The sequence below is a fragment of the Sphingomonas natans genome, from assembly GCF_030546695.1.
In the GTDB taxonomy this organism is placed as follows: Bacteria; Pseudomonadota; Alphaproteobacteria; order Sphingomonadales; family Sphingomonadaceae; genus Sphingomonas_I; species Sphingomonas_I natans.
Genome location: NZ_JAUOTP010000004.1, coordinates 253,299 through 279,502 on the forward strand (window position 1 = coordinate 253,299; position 26,204 = coordinate 279,502).

Below are 26,204 nucleotides of genomic sequence, written 5' to 3' on the forward strand. Positions count from 1 at the left end.
ACGTCCCCGGAAAGTCGCACCTCTGCGCGTGCGCGCGTGACACGCGGGCTCCTGCGCACGCACGCTTGGGGAGGTGCCTGCAGCGGGGCGGGAAGGAAAGGCTTGGCCATGATGTCCGACTCGGTTGCGAGGGCGGACAGATCAGGTGTCACACGAAATCCTACATTGCAAAGGGGATTGGGTGGGGCGGGCAGCGGTTGCTCCCATGACTTCCCCTCCCTGCAAGGGAGGGGATTGAAGGGTGGGTGGAAGCAAGCGAGCCCGCTGATAGAAAGGATGCCGTGCAGCGCGTCCCGCCCGAATCGACCACGAACGCGCGGCGTCTGCGGCGGGACGCCACGGTCGAGGAGCGGCTGCTTTGGGCGGCGTTGCGGGGACTACAGCCGCGCTTTACCCGCCAGCTCGTTGTGGACCGATACATCGTCGATTTTGCCTGCCGCTCGGCGCGATTGGCGATCGAGCTGGACGGCGGGCAGCATGCCCTTCGCACCGAAGAAGATGCGGCGCGGACCGCGCATCTGGCGCGGCATGGCTGGACCGTGCTGCGGTTCTGGAACGACGACGTGCGGGATCATCTGGACGGGGTGCTGGCGACTATTCTCGCCAGCGTTGCGCGAGTTTCTACCCACCCCCAGCCCCTCCCTGAAAGGGAGGGGGGTTAGCAGGAATCAAAACGCCGCTTCGTCCAGTGCCATAATGCTGGCCTTGCCGGCCTTGATTGCCAGGAAGCGCGCAGTGGCGTCCGGCAGGATGCGATCGAAGAAGAAGGCGGCGGTGGCGATCTTCGCCTTGTAGAAGGCCGCCTCGCCGCTGCCCTCGGCAAGCTTCGCCGCCGAGACCTTGGCCGCCTTGGCGAAGCAATAGGCCATCGCCACGAGCCCCAGCAGCCGCAGATAATCGGTTGCCGCGGCACCCGCTTCCTCGGGATCCGCGAGGCCCTTCTGCGCGATCGTCGCGGTCGAGAGCTGGAGCGCGCCGAACGCCTGGCCCAACGCGCCGATCATCGGCGCGAGCGGACCTTCGGCGGCGGCATTGTCCTCGATGAACTGCGAGACGGGGTGGAAGAAGGCGCGCAGATTGCGGCCCATGCCGGCGGGCATCTTGCGGCCGACCAGATCGAGCGCCTGGATGCCGTTCGTGCCCTCGTAGATCATCGCGATCCGCGCATCGCGAACATATTGCTCGACGCCGCTCTCGCGGATGTAGCCGTGCCCGCCATAGACCTGCACCGCGAGGTTGGCGGCATCATAGCCGAGATCGGTGAAGAGCGCCTTCACGACTGGCGTCATCAAGGCGACGAAATCGGTCGCGCGCTTGCGCACCTCGGGATCAGGGCTCGACGTCTCGGCATCCAGCGCGCGGCTGACCCACACGCCGACGGCGCGGCAGCCTTCCAGATAGGCGCGCATCGTCATCAGCATGCGGCGCACATCGGGGTGGACGATGATCGGATCGGCGGGCTTGTCCGGCGCCTTGACGCCCGAGAGCGAGCGGCCCTGAACGCGGTCCTTCGCGTAATAGACCGCCGACTGGTACGCCGCCTCGCCGACGCCGAGCCCCTGGATGCCGACCGAGACGCGCTCGGTGTTCATCATCGTGAACATCGCGGCCATGCCCTTGTTGGGCTCGCCGATCAGCCAGCCCACCGACTCCTCGAAGATCATCTGGCAGGTGGCGGAGGCCTTCATGCCCATCTTATGTTCGATATTGCCGCAGGTGACGCCGTTGAGATTGCCGAGCGAGCCATCCGCATTGGGCACATATTTGGGGACGAGGAAGAGGCTGATCCCCTTCACCCCCTTCGGCGCATCGGGGGTGCGGGCGAGCACCAGGTGGACGATATTGTCGGTCAGATCATGCTCGCCGGCCGAGATGAAGATCTTGTTGCCGGTGAGCCTGTAGCTGCCGTCGCCCTGCAGGACGGCGCGGGTGCGCAGCAGGCCGAGATCGGTGCCGCAATGCGCCTCGGTCAGGCACATCGTCCCCGACCATTCGCCCGAGACGAGCTTGGGCATATAGGCCTGCTTGAGCTCCTCCGAGCCGTGGCCGTCGAGCGCGGTGGTCGCGCCGTGGGTAAGGCCGGGATAGAGGCTGAACGAGACGTTCGAGGCGCAGATCATCTCCTCGATGAGCTTGTTGACCTGCTCGGGCAGGCCCTGCCCGCCCCATTTGGGATCCGAGGCGAGCGCGCACCAGCCGCCCTCGCGAAACTGATCGTAGGCGGCCTTGAAACCCTCGGGCGTGCGGACGACGCCATTCTCGATCCGGCAGCCTTCCTCGTCGCCCGTGCGGTTGAGCGGGAGCAGCACCTCGGTGTTGAGGCGCGCGGCCTCCTCGAGGACGGCATCGACGGTCTCGTCGTCGAATTCGGCGAGCACCGCGGCGTCGCCGAAGCCGTCGTCGCCATGCAGCTCGCGGAGCGCGAAGCGCATGTCGCGTAGGGGCGCCTGATACACTTGCATCTTGTCTCTCCTTGGCCTCGTGGGGCCACCCGCTCATCCTGAGGAGCCATTGAGCTTGTCGAAATGGCGTCTCGAAGGACGGTTCATGTCCTTCGAGACGGGTCTTCGACTTCGCTCAGCCCCTCCTCAGGATGAGCGGATTGCGTGTTTCACCATCAATTCCGCAGCGGCTTGCCGGTCTCGAGCATCGTCTCGATCCGGGCGAGCGTGCGGGGATCGCGGACGCGCAGCATGAACGCCTCGCGCTCCAGCTTGAGCATGTCCTTCTCGGTCACGACATCGACCAGATCGGCCGGGCCGCCGGTCAGCACGCCCGCGAGCGCATCCGAGACGACGAGGTCGTAATCGGTGGCGAGGCCGCGCTTGTGGAAGCTCTCGGCCGCCATCTTCATGCCGACGCGGCCGCTCTCGCCGGGCAGGCGGAATTCGGGCGGCTTGGGCGGCTGATAGCCGTCGACGAGCGAAAGCGCCTTGGCCTTGGTGTCGGCGAGCAGGCGATCGCGATTCATCGTGATGCCGTCGGACGGGCGCAGGAAGCCATAGTCCCTGGCCTGCGCGGCGGACTTCGAGACGGTCGCGGTCGAGACGATCTCGAACACCTTGGAGGGTGCCGGCATCGGCCCCTTGGGAAGCGCGGGGTTCTCCATCCAGCGCTCGATCATCTCGCCGCAGCCGCCCCAGCCGGGGATCAGCCCGACGCCGACCTCGACGAGGCCGGTATAGGTCTCGGCATGCGCCTGGATCGCGTCGGAGTTCAGCAGGATCTCGCAGCCGCCGCCGATCGCCATGCCGAACGGCGCGGACACGACCGGGAACGGCGCATATTTGAGCGCCTTGTAGGCCTGCTGGCCGCCCGCGACGAGCTTCTCGACCTCGCCCCAGGCGGCGATGTTGAGCGCGAAGAGCGCGAGGCCGAGATTGGCGCCGGCCGAGAAATTGGTGCCGTCATTATAGACGATGAGCGCCTTGTAGCTCGCCTGGACGAGCGGGATCGCCTTGCCGATGATCTTCATCACCTCGCCATCGAGCGCGTTCATCTTGCCGGTGAATTCGAGCGCCACGACGCCGTCGCCGATATCCCACAGAGCGGCCGAACCATTCTTGAGCAGGGGCTGCTGGCCGCGCTTGAGATCCTCGAAGCGGATCACGCCTTCGGGGACGGCCACGTCGTGATAGGCGCCGTCGAGGCCGAGATATTGCTGCTTGGTGCCCTCGACGCGGTAGAAGCTGCGGTCGCCCGCGAGCGCGATCAGCGGCGGCACGGGGACGCCCTTCTCGGTCATCAGCGCGGCGAGCCTGGCCGCGCCGATCTTGTCGATCAGCTCGAACGGGCCCCATTTCCAATTGTAGCCGAGCTTCATCGCCTCATCGATCGCGACGAGATCGTCGGCCGCGCTGGGCACGAGGCTCGCGGCATAGGCCAAAGTCGGGCCGAGGACGGCCCAGGCATAAGCGTTGGTCGCGACCAACGTCGCCAGATCGGCGCGCGGCGGCTGCACGGTGATAGCCTCGCGATAGGCGCCGGTCGCGAGATCGATCGCCTCCTTGCGCTTGCCGCCGCCGTCGCGATTGAGCCGGTAGAAACCGCCCTTGCCCTTGCGGCCGGTATAGCCGTCCGCGATCATCTTCTCGATCAGCGGCGAGGCCTTGGCGATCGCTTGATAGGGATCGTCGGGCGCGAGCGTCGAGGTCAGGCTCTTCTGGAGATTGGGCATCAGATCGACGCCGACGAGATCGACGAGCGCGAAGATGCCCGTCTTGGGCACGCCCATCGGCTTGCCGGCGATCGCGTCGGCCTCCTCGACCGTCACGCCGAGATCGAAGGCGGCGTTGAGGCCCGACTGGATCCAGAAGGTGCCGATGCGGTTGGCGATGAAGCCGGGCGTATCCTTGGCGCGAACGATCGTCTTGCCCATCGCCCGGTCGACGAACGCCTCGACGCGGGCGACGAGAGCGGGATCGCTCTTGGGGCCGGTGACGATCTCGATCAGGCGCATGTAGCGCGGCGGATTGAAGAAGTGGGTGATGAGGAAATCGCGCGCGAATTCCTCCGAGCGGCCCGCGATCAGATGATCGAGCGGGATGGTCGAGGTGTTGGACGAGATCGCGGTGCCGGGCCGGCGGACCGCCTCGATCTTGGCGTAGAGATCCTGCTTGAGATCGATCCGCTCGATGATCGCCTCGACGACCCAGTCGCACTCGGCGATGCGGCCGAGATGATCCTCGATATTGCCCGTCTCGACGAGCTTCGCGGCTGCGGCCGACATGAACGGCGCGGGATCGGTCTTGAGCATCCTGGCGACCGCGCCCTTCGCGACCGCGTCGCGATCTGCGGGATCGCGGACGATATCGAGCAGCAGCACCGGGATACCGGCATTGGCGACCTGCGCGGCGATGCCGGCGCCCATGACGCCCGCGCCGATCACGCAGACTTTTTTGATAGCGGAGACGTCGCTCATTCGACCGACTCCAGGAGCGTCGCGATGCCCTGCCCGCCGCCGATGCATTGCGTGGCGAGCGCATATTTGCCGCCCTCGCGCTTGAGCAGCGACGCCGCCTTGCCGACGATGCGCGCGCCGGTCGCGCCCAAGGGATGGCCGATCGCGATCGCGCCGCCATCGATATTCACCTTGGCGGGATCAAGCCCCAGATCCTTCATGCAGGCGATGGCCTGGCTGGCGAAGGCCTCGTTCAGCTCGACCACGTCGAGCTGGCCGCCGTCGATGCCGCCGCGTGACAGCGCCTTGCGGCTCGCCTCGACCGGACCGATGCCCATGATTTCGGGCGCGCAGCCGGAGACCGCGACCGACTTGATGCGGGCGAGGATCGGCAGGTCGTGCGCGCGGGCATAGTCCTCGGAGCAGACGAGCACGGCACTCGCGCCATCGGTGAGCGGCGAGGCGGTGCCGGCGGTGACCGAGCCCTCCGTGCTGAAGGCGGGCTTCAGGCCGGCGAGACCCTCGGCCGAGGTGTCGGGACGCAGCGTGCCATCCTCGCTGACGGTGCCGGCCTTGGCTTCGATCGGGACGATCTCGTCGACCAGCTTGCCCGACGCGCGCGCGGCGGCGGCCTTCTGCTGGCTGCCGACCGCGAACGCTTCCTGATCGGCGCGCGTGATCTGATATTTGGTCGCGACATTCTCGGCGGTGTCGCCCATGCCCATATAGGCGGCGCTCTTGGCGGCCAGCGTCGGGTTGGGGAGCGGATTGAAGCCCGACATCGGCACGCGGCTCATCGATTCGACGCCGGCGGCGATAAACACCTCGCCCGCGCCGATCTGGATCTGGCCCATCGCGATGTGGATCGCGCTCATCGAGGAGCCGCAGAAGCGGTTCACCGTCATCCCGCCGACCGACAAGGGGAGGTCCGCCAGCAACCCGATCAGGCGTGCGACGTTCAATCCCTGCTCTCCTTCCGGGAAGGCGCAGCCGACGATGATGTCTTCGATGTCGGAGGCCTCGACGCCGGTCTTGGCGATCAGGCCGCGCACCACCTGGGCGGCCAGATCATCGGGACGGACGCGGGCGAGAGCGCCCTTGCTCGCCAGATGGAAGGGGGACCGGGCATAGCCCGCAATGACCACGTTACGCATCGAATCGGCCTCTCCGTTGCCGTCACAACATAGGTGACGGCGTTGCCCCTATAGGTGCGTTGATTTCCCTATACGTCAACCCATTTTTGAGGCAGAAGTGATTCTCGGAGCCGCCCAAGGGGCAGCCCGAACATGTCGCACGGCCCGATCAACGGGCCGGCAGAAGGAGATGAGGATGATCATCCTGATGGCCGCGGCCGCACTGGCCGCCGGGGACGCCGAGTCCGTCGTCGGAAAGTGGCGCGCCGCCAGCAAGAACGCCGTGGTCGAGATCAGCAAGTGCGGCGCATCGATCTGCGGCAAGCTGACCGGATCGGATGGCCTGCGCGCAAATCCCGGCATGCTCGACACCAAGAACCAGGATGCGGCAGCGCGCGGTCGCAAGGTGCTCGGCCTGCCGATGATCGGCGGCGCCTTCACCTTCGCGGACGGCGCCTGGTCCGGCGGGACGGTCTATAATCCCGAGGATGGCGGCACCTACAAGGCGACGCTGACCAATCCCGACGCCGACCATCTGAAGCTCAAGGGCTGCATCGTCTGGCCCTTGTGCAAGACGCAGACCTGGACCCGCATTCGCTGACAAGCGCGATTTCGTAGGAGAGAAAAATGAAGACCATCGTGTTCAGGGGAGCGATGCTCGCGGCCGCACCGGCAGCCTTGCTCGCAGCCGGCGCCGCGCATGCCGGCGCCTTCTATCTGCAGGAACAATCGGTCCGCGCCGCAGGACGCGCCTTTTCGGGCGAAGTCGCCGATCAGGGCGCAGCCTCGCTCTGGTGGAACCCGGCCGCGATCGGCGGTATGACCGGCGGCGACGGCGCGCTCGGCGTCAGCGCGATCCTGCCCAAGGGCAAGGTCTCCAACACGAACACGCTGATCAGGCGCCCGACCAATGCGGCACCCGTCGCCGTCGGCGGCGATCAGGTCTCCAAGGATCCGATCAACAACGGCTATCTGCCCTCCGGCGCGATCGCCTACGGAATCACGCCTCAGATCGCGCTCGGCCTCGCCGTCACCTCGCCCTACAGCTTCACCACCAATTATGATTCGACCAGCTGGGCACGCTACACCGCCGACAAGACCAATTTGCGCACCTTCGACATCCAGCCTTCGATCGCCTTCGCGCCGAACGAGAATATCAGCCTGGGCGTCGCGCTGAATGCCGAGCATTCGAAGGCGAGCCTCTCCAACTTCCTGCCCAACATCTCCGCGCTGCAGCCCGACGGCCACCAGACGCTGAAGGGCGACGGCTGGGATTTCGGCTGGACCGCGGGCGCGCAGTTCAAGTCCGGGCCGGTCACGCTCGGTGCGAGCTACAAATCGAGCATCAAGCATGTGCTGAAGGGTGAGGTCATCACCGCCGGGCTGCTCGGCCCGCTCGTCGGCCAGAACGGCACGATCAACACGAAGGCGACCTTCCGCACGCCCTGGCAGGCGACGGTCGGCGGCCGCTTCAAGGCGACCGAACAGCTGACGCTGAACGCGCAGGTCGTGCGCTTCGGCTGGAACAAGTTCGACGATATCCGTCTCGGCGCGCCGCTCAACGTGGCGATCCCCGAAAATTACGGGAATACGTGGAGCTATGCCGGCGGCGTCGATTACGCGATGTCCCCGAAATGGACCCTGCGCGGTGGCGTCCAGTATGACCAGTCGCCGACGAAGAACACCCAGCGCGACGCCCGCGTGCCGGACGGCGATCGCTGGAACTTCGCGGTCGGCACCAGCTACGACGTGACGCCCGGCTTCACGATCGATGCCGCCGCCAATTATATCGACGTCAAGAATGCCAGCATCGATCGCCTGACCGCGGCCTATGCGGGCACCGCGGTGCAGACGCCGATCATCGTCAATGGCGAGCTGCGCAAGGCGAGCGTGCTCGTGTTCGCGCTCGGCGGACGGCTGCGCTTCTGATGCAGGTTTCGGTCGTTCCCCCTTCGACCGAAGGCACGGCCGGAGAAGCACCGCTTCTCCGGCCGCGGCTGCTGACCGACCTGCTCGACGCGACGGTCGCGCGGCATCCCGACTGGACCGCGATCGATTTCCTGGGGCGCACCTGGAGCTATGGCGAGATCGGTGCGCTCGTGGAGCGCGCCGCGCGCGGGCTGCAGGACCAGGGGCTGAAGCCGGGCGACCGCTTCGGCCTGTGCCTGCCCAATTCGCCCTATTTCGTGATCCTGTATTTCGCGGTGCTGCGCATCGGCGGCATCGTCGTGAACTTCAATCCACTCTACGTGGAGCGCGAGCTCGAGCATCAGATCAAGGACAGCGGGACGCGGATGATGGCCGTGCCCGATCTCGTCCAGATCCACGGCAAGGTGCTCAACGTCGCCGAGACGAGCAAGCTCGACCGGATCATCGTCTGCCCGATGACGGGCATCCTGCCCTGGGCGCTGGGCCTGGGCTTCCGCTTCCTGAAACGGAAGGACCATGCGCAGGTGCCCGACGATGCGCGTCATGTCGCGTGGGTCGATCTGATCGCGTCGGATCGCGCGCACACGCCCGTCGCGCGCAATCCCGATGACATTGCCGTTCTTCAATATACGGGCGGCACCACCGGCGTGCCCAAGGGCGCGATGCTGACCCACGCCAATCTCGCCGCGAACAGCGCGCAGATGGTCGTCCATGTCGGCGATCATCCCGACGTGCAGGAGCGCACCTTGGGCGTGCTGCCCATGTTCCACGTCTTCGCGCTGACGACGGTGCTCAATTACTCGGTCGACAGCGGCGCGGAGATGATCCTGCTGCCCCGCTTCGACCTGAAGCAGATGCTGAAGACGATCGCGCGCACGCACCCCACGCAATTCTTCGGCGTGCCGACCATCTATGTCGCGATCAACGGCGCCGACGAGGCCGCGCTCGCCGGCTTCAAATCGATCCGCTGCTGTATCTCGGGGGGCGCGCCCTTGCCCTTCGAAGTGCGCGAAGCGTTCGAGCGGCGCACGGGCGTGATGGTCGTCGAGGGCTATGGCCTATCGGAGGCGTCCCCGATCCTCGCCTGCAATCCGCTGCAGGGCCCGGTCAAGGACAACAGCACCGGCCCGGCCTTCCCCGACACCGTGATCGAGATCCGCGATCTGGACGATCCGCATCGCGTGCTGGCGCAGGGCGAGCGCGGCGAGGTCTGCGCGCGCGGGCCGCAGGTGATGAAGGGCTATTGGCGGAACGAGACGGCGACCGACGCGGTGTTCGTCGACGGCGCGCTGCGCACCGGCGACGTCGGCTATGTCGACGAGGACGGCTATCTGTTCCTCGTCGATCGCATCAAGGACGTGATCCTGTGCAGCGGCTTCAACGTCTATCCGCGCGTGATCGAGGATGCCGCCTACCAGCATCCGGCGGTGAAGGAGGCGATCGCGATCGGCGTGCCCGACACATATCGCGGCCAGGCGCCGAAACTGTTCCTCGTCTTCCGCGACGGAATGAGCGCCACGAAAGAAGAGTTGTCGGATTTCCTCCACGACCGCATCAACAAGATCGAGATGCCGAAGGAAATCGAGATCCGCACGAGCCTGCCCAAGACGCTGATCGGGAAATTGTCGCGCAAGGACCTCGTCGCCGAGGAAGCGGCGAAGGCCAAGCCTTCGTGACGACGCTCGACATGGAGGATCTTCGCGGCATCCAGCAGATGGCGGAGCAGCTGGGCATCACCCAGCGCACGATCCGCTTCTATGAGGACAAGGGCCTGATCGAGCCGCAGCGCGCGGGCACGACGCGCGTCTATACCAAGCGCGAATTCGCGCGGATGCAGCTGATCCTGCGCGGCAAGAGCCTCGGCTTCTCGCTGCGCGACATCAAGGATTTCCTCGACCTCTACGATCATGATCCCGCGCATATCGAGCAGACGCATCTGCTCCAGACGCGCGTCTCCGATCGCATCACCGAGCTGGAGGAACAGCAGCGCGCGATCATCCAGACGCTCGCCGAACTGCGCCTGATCGAGCGTATGGCGCTGGACCGGATCCGCGCCGTCGAAGGCTGACGACCGGGTTCGTCGCACGCGGGTCTTGAAACCGGTTCGGCCCTTCCTAGCTCATTGCTGTCGCGGATCGTCGCCTGATGGGGCGGTTCGCGGCGGGCCGGTGGCGTGACCACGGCCCCGTATTTTCAATCGCTTGGAAAGGATTGGACACATGCGTGCTATCGATTTCTCCCCCCTGCTCCGCAGCTCGATCGGCTTCGAGAATCTCAACCGCCTCGTCGATCTGGCGACGCGCGGCGAGAGCGACGCCTATCCGCCCTACAATATCGAGAAGGTCGCCGAGGACGTCTATCGCATCTCGATGGCGACCGCCGGCTTCACCCGCGACGAGCTCGACATCACCGCGCAGGACAATGTCCTGACGATCACCGGCCGCGCCGTCGAGGCGGCGGACGGCGAGAAGCGCGAATATCTGCATCGCGGCATCGGCAAGCGCGCCTTCGAGCGCCGCTTCCAGCTCGCCGACACGATCCGCGTGACCGGCGCCTCCTATGCGGACGGCCTGCTCAACGTGGAGCTCGTGCGCGAGGTGCCCGAGCATAAGAAGCCGCGCACGATCGCGATCGACGGGCAGCAGCCCGCGCTCGAGGCGGTGAACGACGCGCGCCAGGCGGCGTAACGCCCGGCGCCGGTAACGGCAAAGACGGCGCCCCTGCCCCTTGCGGGCGGGGGCGCTTTTCTGTGCGTCAGCTCGGCGGATTGCCCGCCTTCTGGCTCGCCAATTCCTTGCGGAAGCCGCTTTCGGCTCCCTCGACGGCCCGCCCCAGCTCGCCGGGATCGACGAACGCATCCGCCTTGCCGGCCGCGAGCGCCGCGCGCTTGGCGTTCAGCCCGAAGCCCTCGGCATGGAAATTGAGGAAGATGTCGGCGCGCACGCGGCGCAGCCTGGCGAAGGTCGCTTCGAAATCGGCGGCGGCGTTCGGGTAATCGGGATTGCCGACGAGCTTCTGCCCCGCGACCGAGAGGCTGGAGGCGAAGATCACGCGCTTGCCAGCGACATTCGTCAGCCAGCTCGTCGCGCCCTTGGTATGGCCGGGGGTCAGCAGAGCGGTTAGCGTGATCGGGCCGAGCGTGATCCGCTCGCCGTCGCGGATCAGGCGATCGACCTTCACGGACGGAAAATCGCTGATGTCGGTACGGCCGATCGTGCGGCCCGCTTCCAGATCGGGGCGGTCGCCGGCGCTGGCGAGCAGCTTGGCGCCGGTCAGCCGCTTGAGTTCGGCCAATCCGCCCGCATGATCGGCATGGCTGTGGTTGATCAGGATGATGCGGACGTCGCTCAGGCGGAAGCCGAGCGCGCGGATGTTCGCGGCGATCAGCGGCGCGCTCTCGGGCAGCGCGCCATCGATCAGGACATGCCCCTTCGGCCCGGTCAGCAGATAGGCCGAGAGGCCGGCCGTGCCGACATAATAGAGATCGCCCCGGATCCGGAACGGCGTGGCGGGCCGGTTCCAGGCGATGCGCGTCTCGGCCGATTGCGCCAGCGCGGGGGCGAGCGGGGTGGCGAGCGTGAGGAGGAAAGCGGCGAGCAAGCGGAAGCGGGTCATGAGGTAGTTGCTAGCCAGCGGACTTCTTCCTCACAATCCGTTCTGTGGTTCACAGCGGCTGGGTGAACAGCGCGTAGAGGCTCTTCACGCCGATGAAATAATTGCCGATCCGCAGATTCTCGTTCGCGGCATGCTGGTTGTTGTCGTTGTTGACGAGCGGGACGAGCAGGATCGGTGCCTTCACGCCATCGACCAGCGGCCGGGTCGGAACGCTGCCGCCCATGATCGGGATACGCACCGGCTCGGCCTGCCACGCGCCGACAAAGGCCCGGCGCGCCCAGCCGCCGACCGCGGCATCGAGCGGGGTCTGCAGCGCCTGGCCCTGCCCCTCGCCGCCCTCGAGTGTGGCCAGTTTGGCGTATGCGGCGCGCTCGGCGTCGGTCGGCGGGCCCTTTGTCAGATGATAGCCCTGATCCTCGACCCATTTGCGCACCAAGGCGATCTGGCGCGGCGCGGGCGTGCCGGGCACGGTGCGCGCATCGAAGGTGGCGATGGCGAAGGCGGGAATGATCGTTCGCGAGGCTTCGGGCGAGCCCGCCTTCATCGAAGTGATGTTGAGCGAGGGATATGCCAGCGCGCCTTGATAGCTGTCGCCGACCTTTTCGTTGGTCTTGATGCCGAGCCGCTTGCGCAAAGCGACCTCGTCGTCCGGCACCGCCGCGCGCGCCGCCTTCGCGGCGGGATCGAGCGCGACGCCCTCGTAGAAGCCGGGAATGAGCACGCGCCCGTCAGCGTCCTTCATCGTCGCGAGCAGCTGGGCGAGGGAGAAAGCCGGATTGGCGGCGTAATTGCCGTAATGGCCGCTGTGCAGCTCGCTGCGCGCGCCCCATACCGTCAGCGAGAAGCCGCCGCCGCCGCGATGGCCGAATACCAAGGTCGGCTTGTTGCTCTCGTGCATCGGCCCGTCGAGCATCACCACCGCATCCGCCTTCAGCAGGGCGGCGTTCTGGTCGACGACGTCCTTCAGCGTCGGCGGGCCGCCTTCCTCATGGCTGTCGATCAGGATCTTGATCTGGATCGCGGGCAGCTTCCCCGCCGCCTTCAGCGCGTCCATCGCCGCCATCAGCATCAGGATCGGCGCCTTGTCGTCGGCGGCCGAGCGCGCGAACAGCCGCCATTCGGGATCGGGTACGCCTTTGGTCAGGTCTTCGATCGGCAGCGTCTCCCATGTGCCGTCGGCGCGCTTGCGTTTGAGCGTGGGCACGAACGGCCCCGGCTGGTCCCATTCGGCGGGGTTCACCGCCTGACCGTCCATATGCGCGTAGAAGAGCACCGTCTTGACGCCCTTCGCCGGCGCCGGGCCGGCCGCATAGACCATCGGCGTCTCGCCATCGGCGAGCTGCCGCGCGGTGAAGCCGTGGCGCTTGAACGCGGCCTCCACCCAATCGGCATTGCGCCGCATATCGGCGGTCGAGGTGCGCAGCACGTTGGGCAATTTCACCGCCTCGACAAGCTCGGGCAAGGTCGCGCGCGCGGCGGCGGTGATCGCCTTGTCGTCGGCCGGGGTCAGCGCGCGCGCGGGCGAAGCGGCCAGCAGCAGGCTCGCGCACACGGATGCGGCGGTCGAAAAGCGGATCAGTCGCATGATATTCCCCGTCGGGCAGCGCGAGGACCGCGCCCGCGGGTAGATTAGGGGCTTTCGGGCACAGGTCCAGCGATGACGGGCGACGGCATCGCGTCGCTCTCGTCCGAGTGCAGCATCAGCTCCAGCGCCGAGAGGAATGGGCGCTGGCTCGCCAGCATCATCTCCTCGGCTCGGTCCAAGGCGAACCAGCGCGCCTCGCCCACTTCCGGCGCGGTGATGATCTTGCCCGATCGCGGTGGCCATTCGATCGTGATCTCGTTGCTGACGAGATCGGCGACATCCCAGTCGCGTTCGGCGGCGAACGCCTCGACGCGCTTCCCGCCCGCCTGCCGGACCGTGCAGAGCGATCGCGGCCTATCGGTCAGCAACAGCCCCAATTCCTCGTGAAGCTCGCGCACGGCGGTCTCGATCGCTTCCTCGCCCGGCTCGATCGCGCCCTTCGGAATCTGCCAGGCGCCCTCGTTGCGACGGCGCCAATAAGGCCCGCCCGGCAGGACGAGCAGAACCTCCACGCCCGCCGGACGGCGACGATACAGAAGGACGCCCGCACTGCGGGGATGGGTCATGCGGTCGCTCCCTGTTCCTCGCCCGCACGTCCAACGCCGAAATGGGGATGTGTGTCCGCAACCTCACGCTTTGTGCGGTGTTTGCAAACAATGGCGTCTTCCGGCTTCGATCTCGATCGCTTCGTCACCGCACAGCAGGACAGCTATGCCGCGGCCCTGACCGAATTGAAGGCGGGCCGGAAGCGGAGCCACTGGATGTGGTTCGTCTTCCCGCAGATCGCCGGGCTCGGCCACAGTGCGATGTCGCGCCATTATGCGATCGGCTCGCTCGCCGAGGCGCGCGCCTATCTCGCGCATCCCATTCTCGGCGCGCGGCTGATCGAATGTCTCGCCGCGCTCGAGGCGGGAAAGCAGGACGATATGGTCGCCATCTTCGGCGCGATCGATGCGACGAAGCTGCGCTCCTCGCTGACGTTGTTCGGCCGCGCCGCACCCGAAATGCGCGTCTTCCAACGCGCGCTCGACCGTTGGTTCGGCGGCACCGCCGATGCGATGACGCTCGCCATAATCGAGGAAGTTCGCGAAATTCCTTAGTCGTTTGCGATGCCTTCACCATATCCTGTAGGAATTGCGCAACCGGGATCATCCGATGATCGCGGAGGGGGACAGAGCCGTGCCGTTTCTGGCTAAACTCGATCTGGACGCGGGCAGCGACGCACGGCGATCGCGTCGTTTCCTGGCGAATCGTCTCGACGGAATGCTGGTCGGCAAGGACCGCCGCTTCGACATCATCATCCACAATATCTCCGAGACCGGCTTCCTCGCCGAATTCTCGTCCGAGCTGCGCCCCGGCGATACGGTGCGGCTGCAGCTGGCGCGGATCGGCTTCGTCGACGCGCGCGTCGTCCGCAAGCGCGGGCTCGGCCATGGCTGCCAGTTCCTGACCCCCGTGCCCGCCGACATCGTCCAGGAGACGATCGCCGCAAGCCTGAGCTTCGCCGAGACCGCGAGCAGAAGCGAACCGCTTACGCCCGAGGAAGCCGAAAAGCAGGGCTATCGCCGGCGCGCGAAGCGCGAGCGGCTCGGCGCGCTGATCCTCCTCGCCTGTACCCTGCTGGCGGTCGTCATCCTCGCCGCCGCGCTGATCCGCATCCTGACAGCCTGATCCTTCCGCCGCGCCGTGCGTTCGTGGCGGAGGCGAACAGGAGACGGCCCATGAACCCGATCGCGCAACCCATCGAAGGATCGCATCCGCCCAAGGAGGACGTGCCGGCGACGCCGGCGACGTCCGCCAATGCCGGCGAAGGCAAAGGCGAGCCCGAAGGCGGACCGGAACTGAGCGAAGAGGAAGAAGCGCGCGCGGGCGCGATCGTCCGCGCGGAAACTACTTCTTCCGGGTGAAATCCACCGAGACGACGTTCGAGCCATCTTCGACCGGGCGCGCGACGACCGGATCATTCTCGGCGACCGCAATCTCTTCCGGCTGCTGATCGTCGGCCTGCGCCGAGAAGTGCAGCGCGAAATCGACCGCCGGATCGTGGAAGGCGGTGATCGCGGCGAACGGGATCGAAAGCTTGGAGCCGACCTGGTTGAAGGACAGGCCGATCTCGAAGCCGCTCTTCGTGACGTGCAGATCCCAGAAGCGGTTCTGGACGACGATCGTCATCTCGTCGGGATAACGCTCGGTCAGGTGGCGCGGGATATCGACGCCGGGCGCGCCGGTCTTGAAGGTGATGTAGAAATGGTGGTTGCCGGGCAGGCCGGTCTGCTCGACCTGCCCCAGCACCCGGCCGACGACCGCGCGCAGCGCGTCCTGCACGATCTCGTCGTAGGGAATCAGGCTGTCTTGCGGAGTCTCGCTCATCGGCCCTCACCTGAACGCGGGGGCTGATCCGGTCAAGACGCGAGAGGCGGATTGCCCGATGCGCGCTCCCCGTCTAGTCGGCTGCGCATGCGCAGCGCCACCATCAGCCGCAAGACCGCGGAGACCGCGATCGAGGTCGTCGTCAACCTCGACGGCACCGGCACCTATACGATCGCCACGGGGATCGGCTTCCTCGATCACATGATCGAGCAGCTCTCGCGCCATTCGCTGATCGATATCGTGCTGAAGGTCGACGGCGATCTCCATATCGACCAGCACCACACGACCGAGGACAGCGCGCTCGCTCTGGGCCAGGCGGTGGCGAAGGCGCTCGGCGACCGGCGCGGCATCACCCGCTATGGTCTGTGCTACGCGCCGATGGACGAGACGCTTTCGCGCGCCGCGATCGACATTTCGGGGCGCCCGTTCCTCGCCTGGCGATCCGGCTTCACGCAGGAGAAGCTGGGCGAGCTGGATACCGAGCTGGTCGAGCACTGGTTCCAGAGCTTCACCGGCGAAGTGGGCATGACGCTGCACCTCGAGACGCTCTACGGCCGGAACAACCACCATATCTGCGAGAGCCTGTTCAAGGCGACCGCCCGCGCCTTGCGGCAGGCGGTGGAGATCGATCCGCGCAAGGCCGACCAGATCCCCTCGACCAAGGGCACCCTTGGTGGCCTCTAGGGGGGCGGCCTCCGACCGCCTCGCGCTGATCGATTATGGCGCGGGCAATCTCCACTCGGTGGAGAATGCGCTGCGCGCCGCCGGCGCGGGCAACATCCTCGTCACCGCCGATCCTGCGGTCGCCGCGGCCGCCGACCGGATCGTGCTGCCCGGCGTCGGCGCCTTCGCCAATTGCATGGGCGCGCTCTCGGCGATTCCCGGCATGGTCGAGGCGCTGGACGAGGCGGTGATCCGCAACGCCCGCCCCTTTCTCGGCATCTGCGTCGGCATGCAATTGATGGCGACCGCGGGCGAGGAATTCGGCCGGCACGAGGGGCTCGGCTGGATCCCCGGCACCGTCGCCAAGATGGACTCGCCCAACGAGAGCATCCGCATCCCGCACATGGGCTGGAACGACGTCCGGATCGAGCGCGACCATCCGCTGATCGAGAGCGGGGAGGCCTATTTCCTCCACAGCTTCGCCTTCCACACCGACGATCCCGCCGATCTGCTGGCGACGACCGAGCATGGCGGGGCGATCACCGCCGCGGTCGGCCGCGCGAACATGCTGGGCGTCCAGTTCCACCCCGAGAAGAGCCAGGCCTATGGGCTGGGCTTCCTCGCCCGCTTCCTGGAGTGGCAGCCTTGAGCATCATCGTCTTTCCCGCCATCGACCTGAAGGGCGGCAATGTCGTGCGCCTCGCCGAAGGCGATATGGATCGCGCGACCATCTATGGCGACGATCCGGCCGCGCAGGCTTTGCTCTTCGCGGAGGCCGGGGCCGACCATCTCCACGTCGTCGATCTCGACGGGGCGTTTGCGGGCGAGTCGGTCAACGGCGCGGCGGTGCGCGCGATCGTCGCCGCCTTCCCCGGCCGGGTGCAATTGGGCGGCGGCATCCGCACGCGCGCCGCGATCGACGGCTGGCTGGAGCTCGGCGTCGCACGGATCGTGATCGGCACGGCGGCGCTGGAGGATCCCGAGCTCGTTCGTGAGGCGGCGCGCGACCTCCCCGGCCGCATCGTCGTCGCGGTCGACGCGCGCGACGGGATGGTCGCGACGCGCGGCTGGGCCGAAGTCTCGGAATTGACCGCCGCCGATCTGGCCAACCGCTTCGTCGATGTCGGCGTCGCGGCCCTGCTGTTCACCGATGTCGGGCGCGACGGGATGCTGAAGGGCTGCAACACGCGCGCGACCGTGGCGCTGGCGCGCAAGACGGCGATGCCCGTAATCGCCAGCGGCGGGGTCGCGGGTCTCGTCGACATCGTCGATCTGGCGCGCAGCGCATCGGAGGGAATCGAGGGCGTCATCACCGGGCGCGCGCTGTACGATGGGCGGCTCGATCTCGCCGACGCCTTGCGCGTGGCGCGGGGCGGACGGTGAAAAAGGGGTTCACGCAGAGACGCGGAGACGCAGAGGCGTTGCGCCCGGCGCGCGGCGCCAGTTTCCTGTCGCGGCCGATGATGATGGGCCTGACGGCCGAACCATGCACGTCCATCTCTGCGGCTCTGCGGCTCTGCGCGAGACCCTTCTTTTTCTCCGTTCCAGAAGCGGCGCGATGACCGTCCGCGTTCGCGTCATCCCCTGCCTCGACGTCGCCGGCGGGCGCGTGGTCAAGGGCGTGCAGTTCCTCGACCTCGCTGATGCTGGCGATCCGGTCGAGCAGGCCAAGGTCTATGACGCGGCCGGCGCGGACGAGCTCTGCTTTCTCGACATCACCGCGACGCACGAGGATCGGGGCACGATCCTCGACGTCGTCGCGCGGACCGCGGCGGTCTGCTTCATGCCGCTGACCGTGGGCGGCGGGGTCCGCACCGTGGAGGATGCGCGCGCTCTGCTGCTGGCGGGCGCCGACAAGGTGGCGATCAACAGCGCGGCGGTCGCGCGGCCCGAGCTCGCCGCGGAGCTGGCCGATCGCTTCGGCGCGCAATGTGTGGTCGGTGCGGTCGATGCCAAGGCGGTCGGCCGCGGGCGCTGGGAGATCTTCACGCATGGCGGCCGGCGCGAGACGGGGATCGACGCGATCGAACATGCCGTGCGGCTGGCGTCGCTCGGCGCGGGCGAACTGCTCGTCACCTCGATGGACCGCGACGGCACCAAGGGCGGCTACGATCTGGCGCTGACCCGCGCGATCACGCAGGCGGTGTCGGTGCCGGTCATCGCCAGCGGCGGGGTGGGCACGCTCGAGGATCTGGTCGCGGGCGTCACCGACGGCCATGCGAGCGCGGTCCTCGCCGCCTCGATCTTCCATTTCGGCCAGCATACGGTGGCGGAGGCGCATGCGGCGCTCGCCGCGGCGGGTTTGCCCGTGCGGCGCCCTTTGGCATAGCCGCCCGGCACCCCGCTTCCGCTTTCGCATGCTTTGCGAAACGGGCATTTCAGCACCTATGCCGATGATGCGCAGCTAGGATCGCCATGGGACGGCGTTTTGTCACACTGGATGCGATGCGCGGCGTGGCGGCGCTCTTCGTGGTCTATCGCCACTATAGCGAGATGTTCGGGCCGATCAGGACGCAGTTCAGCTATCTGGCCGTGGATCTGTTTTTCCTGTTGAGCGGGTTTGTCCTGGCGCTGCGCTACGATGTCGCGGGGGCCGCACGAATGCCATCGCGCGAGCCCCTGATACGCAGGGCGATCCGGCTTTACCCGCTCTATCTGTTGGGTATCGTTCTCAGCCTGGGACTGCTCGATTTCGACGAAATGCTCCCCTCCGATTTCCGCATAGCTGTCGTCACCGGCTTGATGATGCTCCCGTCCCCGACGGCCGGGAGTTCGCCATCCATCGTTCCGCTCATGCAATCCGGCTGGTCGCTCTTCTTCGAACTGTTCGTCGCGAACACGCTGTTCGCGATCATGCGCGGGCGGCTATCGACGCGCTGGCTGCTGGCGATCGTCGCCTGTGCCGGACTGGCCCTGCTGACAGCCGATGCGATCCTCGGCTCTCTCGATATCGGCTCGACCTGGCCGACATTCGTAGGGGGTTTTCCGCGCACGCTTTTCCCATTCTTCACAGGCATGGCACTGCAGCGGCTCCATGAGAACGCGACGCGGCGGCGGTCGATACCCTCGTGGGTCATCGTCCTGATTCTGGTGCTGCTCCTGCTTCCGTCCATCCCGGGTCCGGTGGGACGCTTCTACGAGATCGCTTGCGTATTCGCGGCTTTCCCGGCGCTCGTTCACTTCGGAAGCTCCGCCTTCAAGAAGAGACCCGCGATCGGCAGAGCGCTGGGCGACATGTCCTATGCGCTCTATGCGATCCATGTGCCGCTCGTCCTCTTCTTCGGGACGCTTGCACGGCGACAAGCGTGGCAGCCCGGAATCCCGCTCACGATCGTCCTGATCTCCCTGCTGGCCGCGCTCGCTCTCCTGGTAGTACGCGTTTACGATGAGCCTCTCAGAGCCTGGATCAACCGCCGTCGGCATGATGCCGCAATCCACTCGTAGAACTGGCGCTGCTTTGCCGCTGGCGCTTGGGCGCTTGCCGAACGACACGGCCCGTTAACCTTTGGCGGTTAGGCGCGCGGGATGACGACCGGCACTTATGCTCTCGAAACGAACGCCGCCGGAAATCGCATCGTCGCCACGCTCAGCGGCTTTTTCGGCCTCGGCCAGGTCGCAGCTTATGCGCAGGAGGCCGAACGGCTGATCCGGCGCCCCTCGATAAGTTTCGGGGGTTACCGCATGGTGATAGATCTGACCGACTGTGCGGTTCAGTCGCAGGAGGTGATCGCGGCCTTCAGCCAGCACGTCGCCGGCGTGCCTCGCGCCGATCGGCTCGCGGTCGTGGCGGGCAGTCCGATCATCCGGCAGCAGATCCGTCGCATCATCGGTCGCCCGGAGATCGCCATTTTCGAGCATCTGCCGGACGCGATGGCATGGCTGAACGGCGCGGTGACCGAGCGAGCCGGCTAGCGCGGGCGATCGCGGCGCGCCGCTTGCCGCCGGACGCGGCGGCTACCGGGATCGCGATGGAAAGGTGGCGTGGAGCGCGGCGGTCGACGGGGCAGCGTCCCGGGCATCGCCACCCGTGGCATAGGCCTGAAGCCAGGTCTCCGCGGCGTTGGCCGAAATGAACACCTCGCGCGTCCCGACGGCCAGGGCCGCACGCGGATGCTGCTTGTCGACCGAAGACCGCACGACCGCCGCGAGCCGATCTTCCGGCTTGTAGATTTCGGCGTTCATCGCCTGGAACTGGAGAACGGACTGCGGATTTTCGACGACCCAGTCGCGCACGTCGAACAACACGCGCAGCGCCCCGAAGCGCCTCCGCGCCTCATCGATGATGCGCCGCTGCTGCGTGAAATAGAGTTGCGCGTCGGCTTCGCGCCAGACCCCTCCGCCCACGACCCGCACGGTCGCGCAGGCATTGTCGAGACCGCATTGGAAGGACGCCTTGCGCAGATGCGACACGTCCCATTGAACCAATAGATCGAGCGTCTTCGGCGGCTTGAAAGAGACGGACATTATGTTCGGGTTCCCGGAAACCTGTTCTGGCGGTGGCGTATCGTCCTTTCTGAAATCTTGCCCGGCTGCCCGGCGGCGGCCGGATTTAGACCAACGTCGCATGCCGCAGGATCATGCATGGAATGCCGAAACGAACGCGCGTGGCGACGATATCGGTGGTCTCGTTGACCGGCCGGAACAATATCCGCGCTCGGACATATTTGCCGCCATGCTCACGACACTTATCCTGTTCGCCGCCCAGGCGGCCGCGCAACCCCAGTCCGGCACGGGCCAGGTCATCCAGCGCGGCGGCCAGATCGCCTCGCGCCCCGTCGTCGATGTCGGCGCGAAGAAGACCGAGATTCCGCCGGTTCTGCAGCGCGCCGCGGTCAACCCCTACGCCACGGCGGGCATGACGAGCTGTCCGCAGCTGCGTTCCAGCCTCGCCAGCCTGTCGGCGGTGCTCGGGCCGGATTTCAGGGTGGGGGCGAACACGCAGGAGAATCGCGCGGGCAAGCTCGCCGAGGCCGGGGGCAAGACGCTCGTCAACGGGCTCGTGCCGTTCCGCAGCCTCGTTCGCGAGATTTCGGGCGCCGCGCCGGCCGAGCGCCGGCTGAATGCCGCGATCAGCGCCGGCCATGCGCGGCGCGGTTTCCTGCGCGGCCTGGCCGTCGCGCGGAAGTGCCGCGTCTGAGCGTCAGCCGCGGTCGAGCTCGATCCGGTTGCGGCCCTTGTCCTTGGCGCGATAGAGCGCCTCGTCGGCGCGATGGAGCAGGCCGTCGCCCTGCTCGTCGGGACGCAGCTGGGCGACGCCGGCCGAGAAGGTGATCCGGCCGATCGGCGTCTCATTGGTGCGCGACTTGAAGTCGCGCGTGGCGAGCTCGGCGCGGATCGCATCGACGCGCGCGGCGGCTTCGTCGAGGGGCACGCCTTCGAACAGCATGACGAATTCCTCGCCGCCCTGACGTCCGACGAAGGCGTCCGCGCCCGCACCGTCGGTGAGGCAATCGCCGACGAGACGCAGCACGCGATCGCCGAGCGCATGGCCGTGCGTGTCGTTGAGCCGCTTGAAATGATCGATATCGCAGAAAGCCAGCGACAGCGCCTGATCGGCGGCGCGCGTGCCCTCGACCGCGCGCAGCAAAGCCGCCTCCAGCGCGCGACGATTCGGCAGGCCGGTCAGCTGATCGCGCTCGGCCGATTGACGCGCCTCGGCGAGATCGCGCTGCACCGTTTCCAGCTCGGCGCCCATGCTCCGCAACTTCTCCTCGGCGCCACGCGCGCGCGCGACCATGTTGCGCGTGACGCCGACGAGCGCCGCCGTCACCTGATCGCCGAGGGTCGAGCCGATGAGCGCCTCGGCCTCGGTCGCCAGCGCCTCGCGATAGGCCTCGGCTTCGTCGGCGGAGCGGCCGACGAGCAGGACCGCGCCATCGATCCGCATCTGCGCCGAGACGATCAGCTCCTCGAGCAGGCGCGTCAGCGCCTCGACCCCGGGGCTCGGCGCCATCAGCGTCAGGAGCGCCTCGTCGTCCGCAGGCGGCAGGATGCCCTCGACCTCGACCGGCGCCGCCGCTTTCGCGCCGAAGCCGAGACGATGACGGAGCCGGGCCATCCAGCCGGGTCCGTCGGGGAGCTTGGCCGCGCGAAGCGCGGCGCCGAGGCGAGGATCGTGATGCACGACGTCTCGTTACGTTATCAGTCCTAATATTTTATGAGCCGCGCCTGCCATTGAGGCGGACCGGCCCTTCGGATAGGACGGCGCCGCGGCAACGGGACGAACAACACATATGGCCGGAGCGATCGCGCTCGTCGATGACGATCGCAATATCCTGACATCGGTATCGATCGCGCTGCAGGCCGAGGGATTCACCGTCCGCGTCTATTCGGACGGCGAGGCGGCGCTGAAGTCCTTGATCGACAATCCACCCGACCTTGCCGTGCTCGATATCAAGATGCCGCGCATGGACGGGATGGAGCTGCTCCGCCGCCTGCGCGAGAAGAGCGCGCTGCCCGTGATCTTCCTGACATCGAAGGATGACGAGCTGGACGAGGCGCTGGGCCTCGCGATGGGCGCCGACGATTATATCACCAAGCCGTTCAGCCAGCGGCTGCTGATCGCGCGCATCCGATCGCTGCTGCGCCGTTCCGAAATGCGCGCCAAGCCCGAGGGCGGCGAGGAGCCGCCGGCCGAGAAGATCGTGCGCGGCCGACTGGAAATGGATCCGGCGCGCTACCGCGTGCTGTGGCAGGGGCTTGAAGTCACGCTCACCGTCACCGAATTCATGATCCTCGAAACGCTGGCCCAGCGCCCGGGCATCGTGAAGTCGCGTGACCAGCTGATGGACACCGCCTACCAGGACGATGTCTATGTCGACGATCGCACCATCGACAGCCACATCAAGCGGCTCCGGCGCAAGTTCCGCGCCGTCGATCCGGAATTCAAGGCGATCGAGACGCTCTATGGTATCGGCTATCGTTTCGCGGAGGAATGACGGGCTGGAAAGCTGGCTCGGCCGGCTTTCGCTCACCGCCCGCATCCTCGCCGTCAACATCTTCGCGCTCATCGTGCTGGCGGGAGGCTTCTTCTATCTCGATTCCTATCGCAGCCAGCTGATCGAGGAACGCACCGACCAGGCCGAAACCGAGGTGCAGATGGCCGCGCGCGCGATCGCGGTCGCGCCCACCGCCAATCGCCCTCGCCTGCTCGCCGTGCTAGGCCAGGCGAACGAGAGCCGGTTCCGGCTCTATGCCGGCGGCAACGCCCCGCCCGTCGATGGCTGGCGCGCGGGCCCCGCGACCTACGAGCTGCGCGATCCTGCCAGCGAGCAGTGGCAGCGCCACGTCGCGCGCGCGCTGGATCGCGCGATCGATCAGGTCGTCGGCGCGGACGTGCCCGAACCCTTCATCGAGCCGGCCCGCGACACGCTGGGCGCGTGGCCCGAGGCGCTGGCCGCGAACCGGACCGGGCACGCCCAATCGCACGTCCGCCGCGCGCCCGACCGGACCCCCGTCATCTCGGCGGCGACGCGCGTGCCGGGCGGCGGCGTGCTGCTGATGACGACCAACCAGCGCGACGTGGTCCGCACGGTGCGCGCCGAGCGCTTCTGGCTCGGCATCGTCCTGCTCGGCACCGCCGCGCTCTCGATCTTCCTTTCGGTGTTCCTCGCGCGCACGATCGCGCGGCCGCTGCGGCGGCTGGCGATCGCCGCGCACCGCGTGCGGCTGGGGCGATCACGCGAAGTGCAGGTGCCGCGCCTGCCCGCGCGCCGCGACGAGATCGGCACGCTTGCGCGCGCGCTTTCCGACATGAGCCAGGCGCTGCGCCAGCGGATCGACGCGACCGAGGCCTTCGCCGCCGATGTCGCGCACGAGATCAAGAATCCCCTCGCCTCGCTCCGCTCCGCGGTCGACAGCCTCGATCTCGTCGGCGATGCCGAGCTGCGTCAGAAGCTGATCGCGATCATCCGCAACGATGTCGGCCGGCTCGACCGGCTCATCACCGACATATCCGAAGCCTCGCGGATGGACGCGCAGCTCTCCCGCGCGCGCTTCGAGACGATCGATCTCGGCGCGATGATCGAATTGCTCGTCGCCGCGCGCGACGAGCGCGGCTTGGACCACGGCGTGCGCCTGGCGTTTGCGCGGCCGAACCGGGGGAGCGCGCTGATCTTCGGCGACGGCCACCGGCTGGCGCGCGCGATCGAGAATCTCGTCGACAACGCCATCTCCTTCTCGCCCCCCGGCGGGCTCGTCCAGGTGGCGGCGACGCGCGATCAGGACGAGATCGTCGTCCGCGTGGAGGACGAGGGCCCCGGCGTGCCCGAACATGCGCGCGAGGCGATCTTCAACCGTTTCCATTCGATCCGCCCCGAGGGCGAGGAGTTCGGGCGGCATTCGGGGCTTGGGCTCGCGATCGCCAAGGCGATCGTCGAAGGGCATAGCGGCAAGATCTATGTGAGCGATCGCGAGGGCGACGCGCAGGGCGCGCGCTTCACGATCCGCATCCCCGCAGCGCAGCGTTAGGGAATATCGACATTCCGGATTTTCCCTATCCCGCTCATCCTGAGGAGGGACTGAGCTTGTCGAAGTCCCGTCTCGAAGGATCGGCACCGTCGCGGCCGTCCTTCGAGACGCCCCTTCGACGGGCTCAGGGGCTCCTCAGGATGAGCGGGGGGAGACTTGTCTCATGCCGATGATTCCGCCAGCTCCCGAGACCCTCCACGCCACCTGCGTCGCGATCAGCGGGCGCGGCGTGCTGATCCTCGGGGCGTCGGGCGCGGGCAAGTCCGATCTGGCGCTGCGCCTGATCGATCGCGGTGCGGCGCTGGTGGCGGATGACGGGGTCGAGGTGCGCGCGGTGGACGGGCGCGCGATCGGCCGCGCACCGGCGACGATCGCCGGGCAGATCGAGGTGCGCGGGCTCGGCATCCTGACTCTGCCCGCGGCGGCGGACGCGCCGATCGCGCTCTGCATCCTGCTCGGCCCGGCGGGCGAGCGGATGCCGCCCGAGACGCTGCCGACCTTCGCCGTAGCCGGGCTGCCCGTGCCGATGCTGGCGATCGATCCGTTCGAGGCGTCGGCACCTATCAAGGTCGAGCGCGGCCTCGCTCTCTACGGACTGCCGGCATGAGCGATCCGAAGCGCGTCCTGCTCGTCACCGGCATGTCGGGTGCGGGGCGGACGACCGCGCTCAAGAGTCTCGAGGATATGGGCTGGGAGACGAGCGACAATCTGCCGCTCGCGCTCGTTGACCGGCTGCTGGCGAGCCCCCCGCCCCCGGGCGATGTCGAGGATGACCGCCCGCTCGCGGTCGGCATCGACAGCCGCACGCGCGGCTTCGACGTGGCAGCGATCCTCAAGCGCGTGGAGAGCCTGCGCGGCGGCCCGCGGCTCGCGATCGAGATCCTGTTTCTCGATTGCTCGGGCGCGGTGCTGGTCCAGCGTTATTCGGCGACGCGTCGGCGGCACCCGCTCGCGCTCGACCGCCCCGCCGAGGACGGCATCGTCCAGGAGCGCGAATTGCTCGATCCGCTGCGCGATGCCGCCGATTATCTGATCGATACGAGCAGCCACACGACCAACAGCCTCCAGCAGGAGATGCGCGAACGTTTCGCCACCGGCCCCGCCGCGGAATCGACGCTCCACGTCACCTCGTTCGGCTATTCGCGCGGGCTGCCGCGCGGCGCCGATCTCGTCTTCGACTGCCGTTTCCTGCGCAATCCCCACTGGGTGCCCGAATTGCGCCCCGGCACGGGGCTGGACGCCGATGTCGCGGCCTATGTGATGGGCGATCCGGTCTATGAGGAGGCGGTGTCGCGCTTCGAGGATCTGCTGCTGCTGTTGCTCCCGCGCTACGCCGGGGAGGGAAAATCCTATATCAATATCGCGATCGGCTGCACCGGAGGGCGGCATCGCTCGGTCCATGTCGCGACGCGCATCGGGCGCCGGTTGCGCAACGCCGGTTTTTCCCCCACCATCGCGCATCGTGATCTGGCGCATCGAACGTCGGACGCGATGGAGGGAAAGCCTGAGGCTGGCGAAACAGCGACGTGACGGTGAGTAA

General features: G+C 67.3%; 29 protein-coding genes. 20 read left to right on the plus strand and 9 right to left on the minus strand.

Annotated elements, in window-relative coordinates; genetic code table 11:
• The first annotated feature begins 281 nt into the window (after positions 1-281).
• Positions 282-662, plus strand: a complete 381-nt coding sequence (locus Q4F19_RS10790; protein ID WP_303542404.1) for an endonuclease domain-containing protein — start codon at positions 282-284, stop codon at positions 660-662.
• A 6-nt stretch (positions 663-668) separates the two neighbouring features.
• Here Q4F19_RS10790 and Q4F19_RS10795 read toward each other — a convergent pair whose 3' ends face one another.
• The 3 genes from Q4F19_RS10795 to Q4F19_RS10805 all read right to left on the minus strand — a co-directional run bounded on the left by Q4F19_RS10795 (position 669) and on the right by Q4F19_RS10805 (position 6,054).
• Positions 669-2,462, minus strand: coding sequence for an acyl-CoA dehydrogenase C-terminal domain-containing protein (locus Q4F19_RS10795; RefSeq protein WP_303542406.1), 1,794 nt, complete (start codon positions 2,460-2,462; stop codon positions 669-671).
• A 155-nt stretch (positions 2,463-2,617) separates the two neighbouring features.
• Complete coding sequence (locus tag Q4F19_RS10800; protein WP_303542408.1) at positions 2,618-4,921, minus strand: 3-hydroxyacyl-CoA dehydrogenase/enoyl-CoA hydratase family protein; 2,304 nt, start codon at positions 4,919-4,921, stop codon at positions 2,618-2,620.
• Entirely contained in the window at positions 4,918-6,054 is a 1,137-nt protein-coding gene (locus Q4F19_RS10805; protein ID WP_303542409.1) for a thiolase family protein, read from the minus strand. Before Q4F19_RS10805 ends, Q4F19_RS10800 begins: the two co-directional genes overlap by 4 nt.
• Positions 6,055-6,229: 175 nt before the next feature.
• Here Q4F19_RS10805 and Q4F19_RS10810 point away from each other — a divergent pair, with 175 nt between their 5' ends.
• From Q4F19_RS10810 to Q4F19_RS10830, 5 genes are all read left to right on the plus strand, one after another.
• Positions 6,230-6,634, plus strand: coding sequence for a DUF2147 domain-containing protein (locus tag Q4F19_RS10810; protein WP_341850184.1), 405 nt, complete (start codon positions 6,230-6,232; stop codon positions 6,632-6,634).
• A gap of 26 nt (positions 6,635-6,660) precedes the next feature.
• Positions 6,661-7,962 carry an OmpP1/FadL family transporter gene (locus tag Q4F19_RS10815; RefSeq protein ID WP_303542412.1) on the plus strand — a complete coding sequence of 434 codons (1,302 nt, stop codon included), beginning with the start codon at positions 6,661-6,663 and terminating at the stop codon, positions 7,960-7,962.
• The gene (locus Q4F19_RS10820) at positions 7,962-9,638 is read left to right on the plus strand and encodes a long-chain-fatty-acid--CoA ligase (protein WP_303542413.1); all 1,677 of its coding nucleotides are present in this window, start codon (positions 7,962-7,964) and stop codon (positions 9,636-9,638) included. Before Q4F19_RS10815 ends, Q4F19_RS10820 begins: the two co-directional genes overlap by 1 nt.
• Positions 9,639-9,649: 11 nt before the next feature.
• Positions 9,650-10,030 (plus strand): MerR family transcriptional regulator, encoded by a 381-nt coding sequence (locus Q4F19_RS10825; RefSeq protein ID WP_303542795.1) that lies wholly within the window; start codon positions 9,650-9,652, stop codon positions 10,028-10,030.
• A 151-nt stretch (positions 10,031-10,181) separates the two neighbouring features.
• The gene (locus Q4F19_RS10830; RefSeq protein ID WP_303542415.1) at positions 10,182-10,649 is read left to right on the plus strand and encodes an Hsp20 family protein; all 468 of its coding nucleotides are present in this window, start codon (positions 10,182-10,184) and stop codon (positions 10,647-10,649) included.
• Between the two features lie 67 nt (positions 10,650-10,716).
• Here Q4F19_RS10830 and bla read toward each other — a convergent pair whose 3' ends face one another.
• From bla to Q4F19_RS10845, 3 genes are read right to left on the minus strand one after another with little or no spacing between them, the layout of a single operon-like run.
• Positions 10,717-11,577 carry a subclass B3 metallo-beta-lactamase gene (gene bla / locus Q4F19_RS10835; protein WP_303542416.1) on the minus strand — a complete coding sequence of 287 codons (861 nt, stop codon included), beginning with the start codon at positions 11,575-11,577 and terminating at the stop codon, positions 10,717-10,719.
• Between the two features lie 49 nt (positions 11,578-11,626).
• Positions 11,627-13,162: a M20/M25/M40 family metallo-hydrolase gene (locus tag Q4F19_RS10840; protein ID WP_303542418.1), complete on the minus strand. Its 1,536-nt coding sequence runs from the start codon at positions 13,160-13,162 to the stop codon at positions 11,627-11,629.
• Between the two features lie 44 nt (positions 13,163-13,206).
• Positions 13,207-13,728 carry an NUDIX domain-containing protein gene (locus Q4F19_RS10845; RefSeq protein WP_303542421.1) on the minus strand — a complete coding sequence of 174 codons (522 nt, stop codon included), beginning with the start codon at positions 13,726-13,728 and terminating at the stop codon, positions 13,207-13,209.
• 90 nt (positions 13,729-13,818) lie between these two features.
• On the opposite strand from Q4F19_RS10845, the gene Q4F19_RS10850 reads away from it, so the two are divergent.
• The 3 genes from Q4F19_RS10850 to Q4F19_RS10860 all read left to right on the plus strand — a co-directional run bounded on the left by Q4F19_RS10850 (position 13,819) and on the right by Q4F19_RS10860 (position 15,069).
• Positions 13,819-14,262, plus strand: coding sequence for a DUF1810 domain-containing protein (locus tag Q4F19_RS10850; protein WP_303542424.1), 444 nt, complete (start codon positions 13,819-13,821; stop codon positions 14,260-14,262).
• A 79-nt stretch (positions 14,263-14,341) separates the two neighbouring features.
• The gene (locus Q4F19_RS10855) at positions 14,342-14,833 is read left to right on the plus strand and encodes a PilZ domain-containing protein (protein WP_303542425.1); all 492 of its coding nucleotides are present in this window, start codon (positions 14,342-14,344) and stop codon (positions 14,831-14,833) included.
• Positions 14,834-14,883: 50 nt separating this feature from the next.
• Positions 14,884-15,069, plus strand: coding sequence for a hypothetical protein (locus Q4F19_RS10860; protein ID WP_303542428.1), 186 nt, complete (start codon positions 14,884-14,886; stop codon positions 15,067-15,069).
• Here the strand turns inward: Q4F19_RS10860 and Q4F19_RS10865 are convergent.
• On the minus strand, positions 15,053-15,532 hold the full coding sequence (locus tag Q4F19_RS10865) for an SspB family protein (RefSeq protein WP_303542430.1): 480 nt from the start codon (positions 15,530-15,532) through the stop codon (positions 15,053-15,055). The two genes, Q4F19_RS10860 and Q4F19_RS10865, sit on opposite strands and share 17 nt — an antisense overlap.
• An 87-nt stretch (positions 15,533-15,619) precedes the next feature.
• On the opposite strand from Q4F19_RS10865, the gene hisB reads away from it, so the two are divergent.
• From hisB to Q4F19_RS10895, 6 genes are all read left to right on the plus strand, one after another.
• Positions 15,620-16,216, plus strand: a complete 597-nt coding sequence (gene hisB / locus Q4F19_RS10870; protein ID WP_303542431.1) for an imidazoleglycerol-phosphate dehydratase HisB — start codon at positions 15,620-15,622, stop codon at positions 16,214-16,216.
• Positions 16,206-16,844 carry an imidazole glycerol phosphate synthase subunit HisH gene (gene hisH, locus Q4F19_RS10875; protein WP_303542433.1) on the plus strand — a complete coding sequence of 213 codons (639 nt, stop codon included), beginning with the start codon at positions 16,206-16,208 and terminating at the stop codon, positions 16,842-16,844. The genes hisB and hisH overlap by 11 nt, the downstream gene beginning before the upstream one ends.
• Positions 16,841-17,578 carry a 1-(5-phosphoribosyl)-5-[(5-phosphoribosylamino)methylideneamino]imidazole-4-carboxamide isomerase gene (hisA, locus tag Q4F19_RS10880; RefSeq protein WP_303542436.1) on the plus strand — a complete coding sequence of 246 codons (738 nt, stop codon included), beginning with the start codon at positions 16,841-16,843 and terminating at the stop codon, positions 17,576-17,578. The genes hisH and hisA overlap by 4 nt, the downstream gene beginning before the upstream one ends.
• 175 nt (positions 17,579-17,753) lie before the next feature.
• Positions 17,754-18,524: an imidazole glycerol phosphate synthase subunit HisF gene (hisF, locus tag Q4F19_RS10885; RefSeq protein WP_303542438.1), complete on the plus strand. Its 771-nt coding sequence runs from the start codon at positions 17,754-17,756 to the stop codon at positions 18,522-18,524.
• Positions 18,525-18,640: 116 nt separating this feature from the next.
• Positions 18,641-19,639: an acyltransferase family protein gene (locus Q4F19_RS10890; RefSeq protein ID WP_303542797.1), complete on the plus strand. Its 999-nt coding sequence runs from the start codon at positions 18,641-18,643 to the stop codon at positions 19,637-19,639.
• An 81-nt stretch (positions 19,640-19,720) separates the two neighbouring features.
• Positions 19,721-20,107 carry a hypothetical protein gene (locus Q4F19_RS10895; protein WP_303542440.1) on the plus strand — a complete coding sequence of 129 codons (387 nt, stop codon included), beginning with the start codon at positions 19,721-19,723 and terminating at the stop codon, positions 20,105-20,107.
• Positions 20,108-20,149: 42 nt separating this feature from the next.
• On the opposite strand, the gene Q4F19_RS10900 is transcribed toward Q4F19_RS10895, so the two are convergent.
• Positions 20,150-20,659 (minus strand): hypothetical protein, encoded by a 510-nt coding sequence (locus Q4F19_RS10900; RefSeq protein ID WP_303542442.1) that lies wholly within the window; start codon positions 20,657-20,659, stop codon positions 20,150-20,152.
• Positions 20,660-20,867: 208 nt separating this feature from the next.
• On the opposite strand from Q4F19_RS10900, the gene Q4F19_RS10905 reads away from it, so the two are divergent.
• Complete coding sequence (locus Q4F19_RS10905) at positions 20,868-21,332, plus strand: hypothetical protein (RefSeq protein WP_303542444.1); 465 nt, start codon at positions 20,868-20,870, stop codon at positions 21,330-21,332.
• Positions 21,333-21,335: 3 nt separating this feature from the next.
• On the opposite strand, the gene Q4F19_RS10910 is transcribed toward Q4F19_RS10905, so the two are convergent.
• Positions 21,336-22,319 carry a GGDEF domain-containing protein gene (locus tag Q4F19_RS10910; protein WP_303542446.1) on the minus strand — a complete coding sequence of 328 codons (984 nt, stop codon included), beginning with the start codon at positions 22,317-22,319 and terminating at the stop codon, positions 21,336-21,338.
• A 109-nt stretch (positions 22,320-22,428) separates the two neighbouring features.
• Between Q4F19_RS10910 and Q4F19_RS10915 the strand changes: the two genes are divergently transcribed.
• The 4 genes from Q4F19_RS10915 to rapZ all read left to right on the plus strand — a co-directional run bounded on the left by Q4F19_RS10915 (position 22,429) and on the right by rapZ (position 26,194).
• Positions 22,429-23,133, plus strand: a complete 705-nt coding sequence (locus Q4F19_RS10915) for a response regulator transcription factor (RefSeq protein WP_303542448.1) — start codon at positions 22,429-22,431, stop codon at positions 23,131-23,133.
• Positions 23,102-24,664, plus strand: coding sequence for a sensor histidine kinase (locus tag Q4F19_RS10920; protein ID WP_303542450.1), 1,563 nt, complete (start codon positions 23,102-23,104; stop codon positions 24,662-24,664). Before Q4F19_RS10915 ends, Q4F19_RS10920 begins: the two co-directional genes overlap by 32 nt.
• Before the next feature lie 163 nt (positions 24,665-24,827).
• On the plus strand, positions 24,828-25,271 hold the full coding sequence (locus Q4F19_RS10925) for an HPr kinase/phosphorylase (protein ID WP_303542451.1): 444 nt from the start codon (positions 24,828-24,830) through the stop codon (positions 25,269-25,271).
• Positions 25,268-26,194, plus strand: a complete 927-nt coding sequence (gene rapZ / locus Q4F19_RS10930; protein WP_303542452.1) for an RNase adapter RapZ — start codon at positions 25,268-25,270, stop codon at positions 26,192-26,194. The genes Q4F19_RS10925 and rapZ overlap by 4 nt, the downstream gene beginning before the upstream one ends.
• Positions 26,195-26,204: the final 10 nt, after the last annotated feature.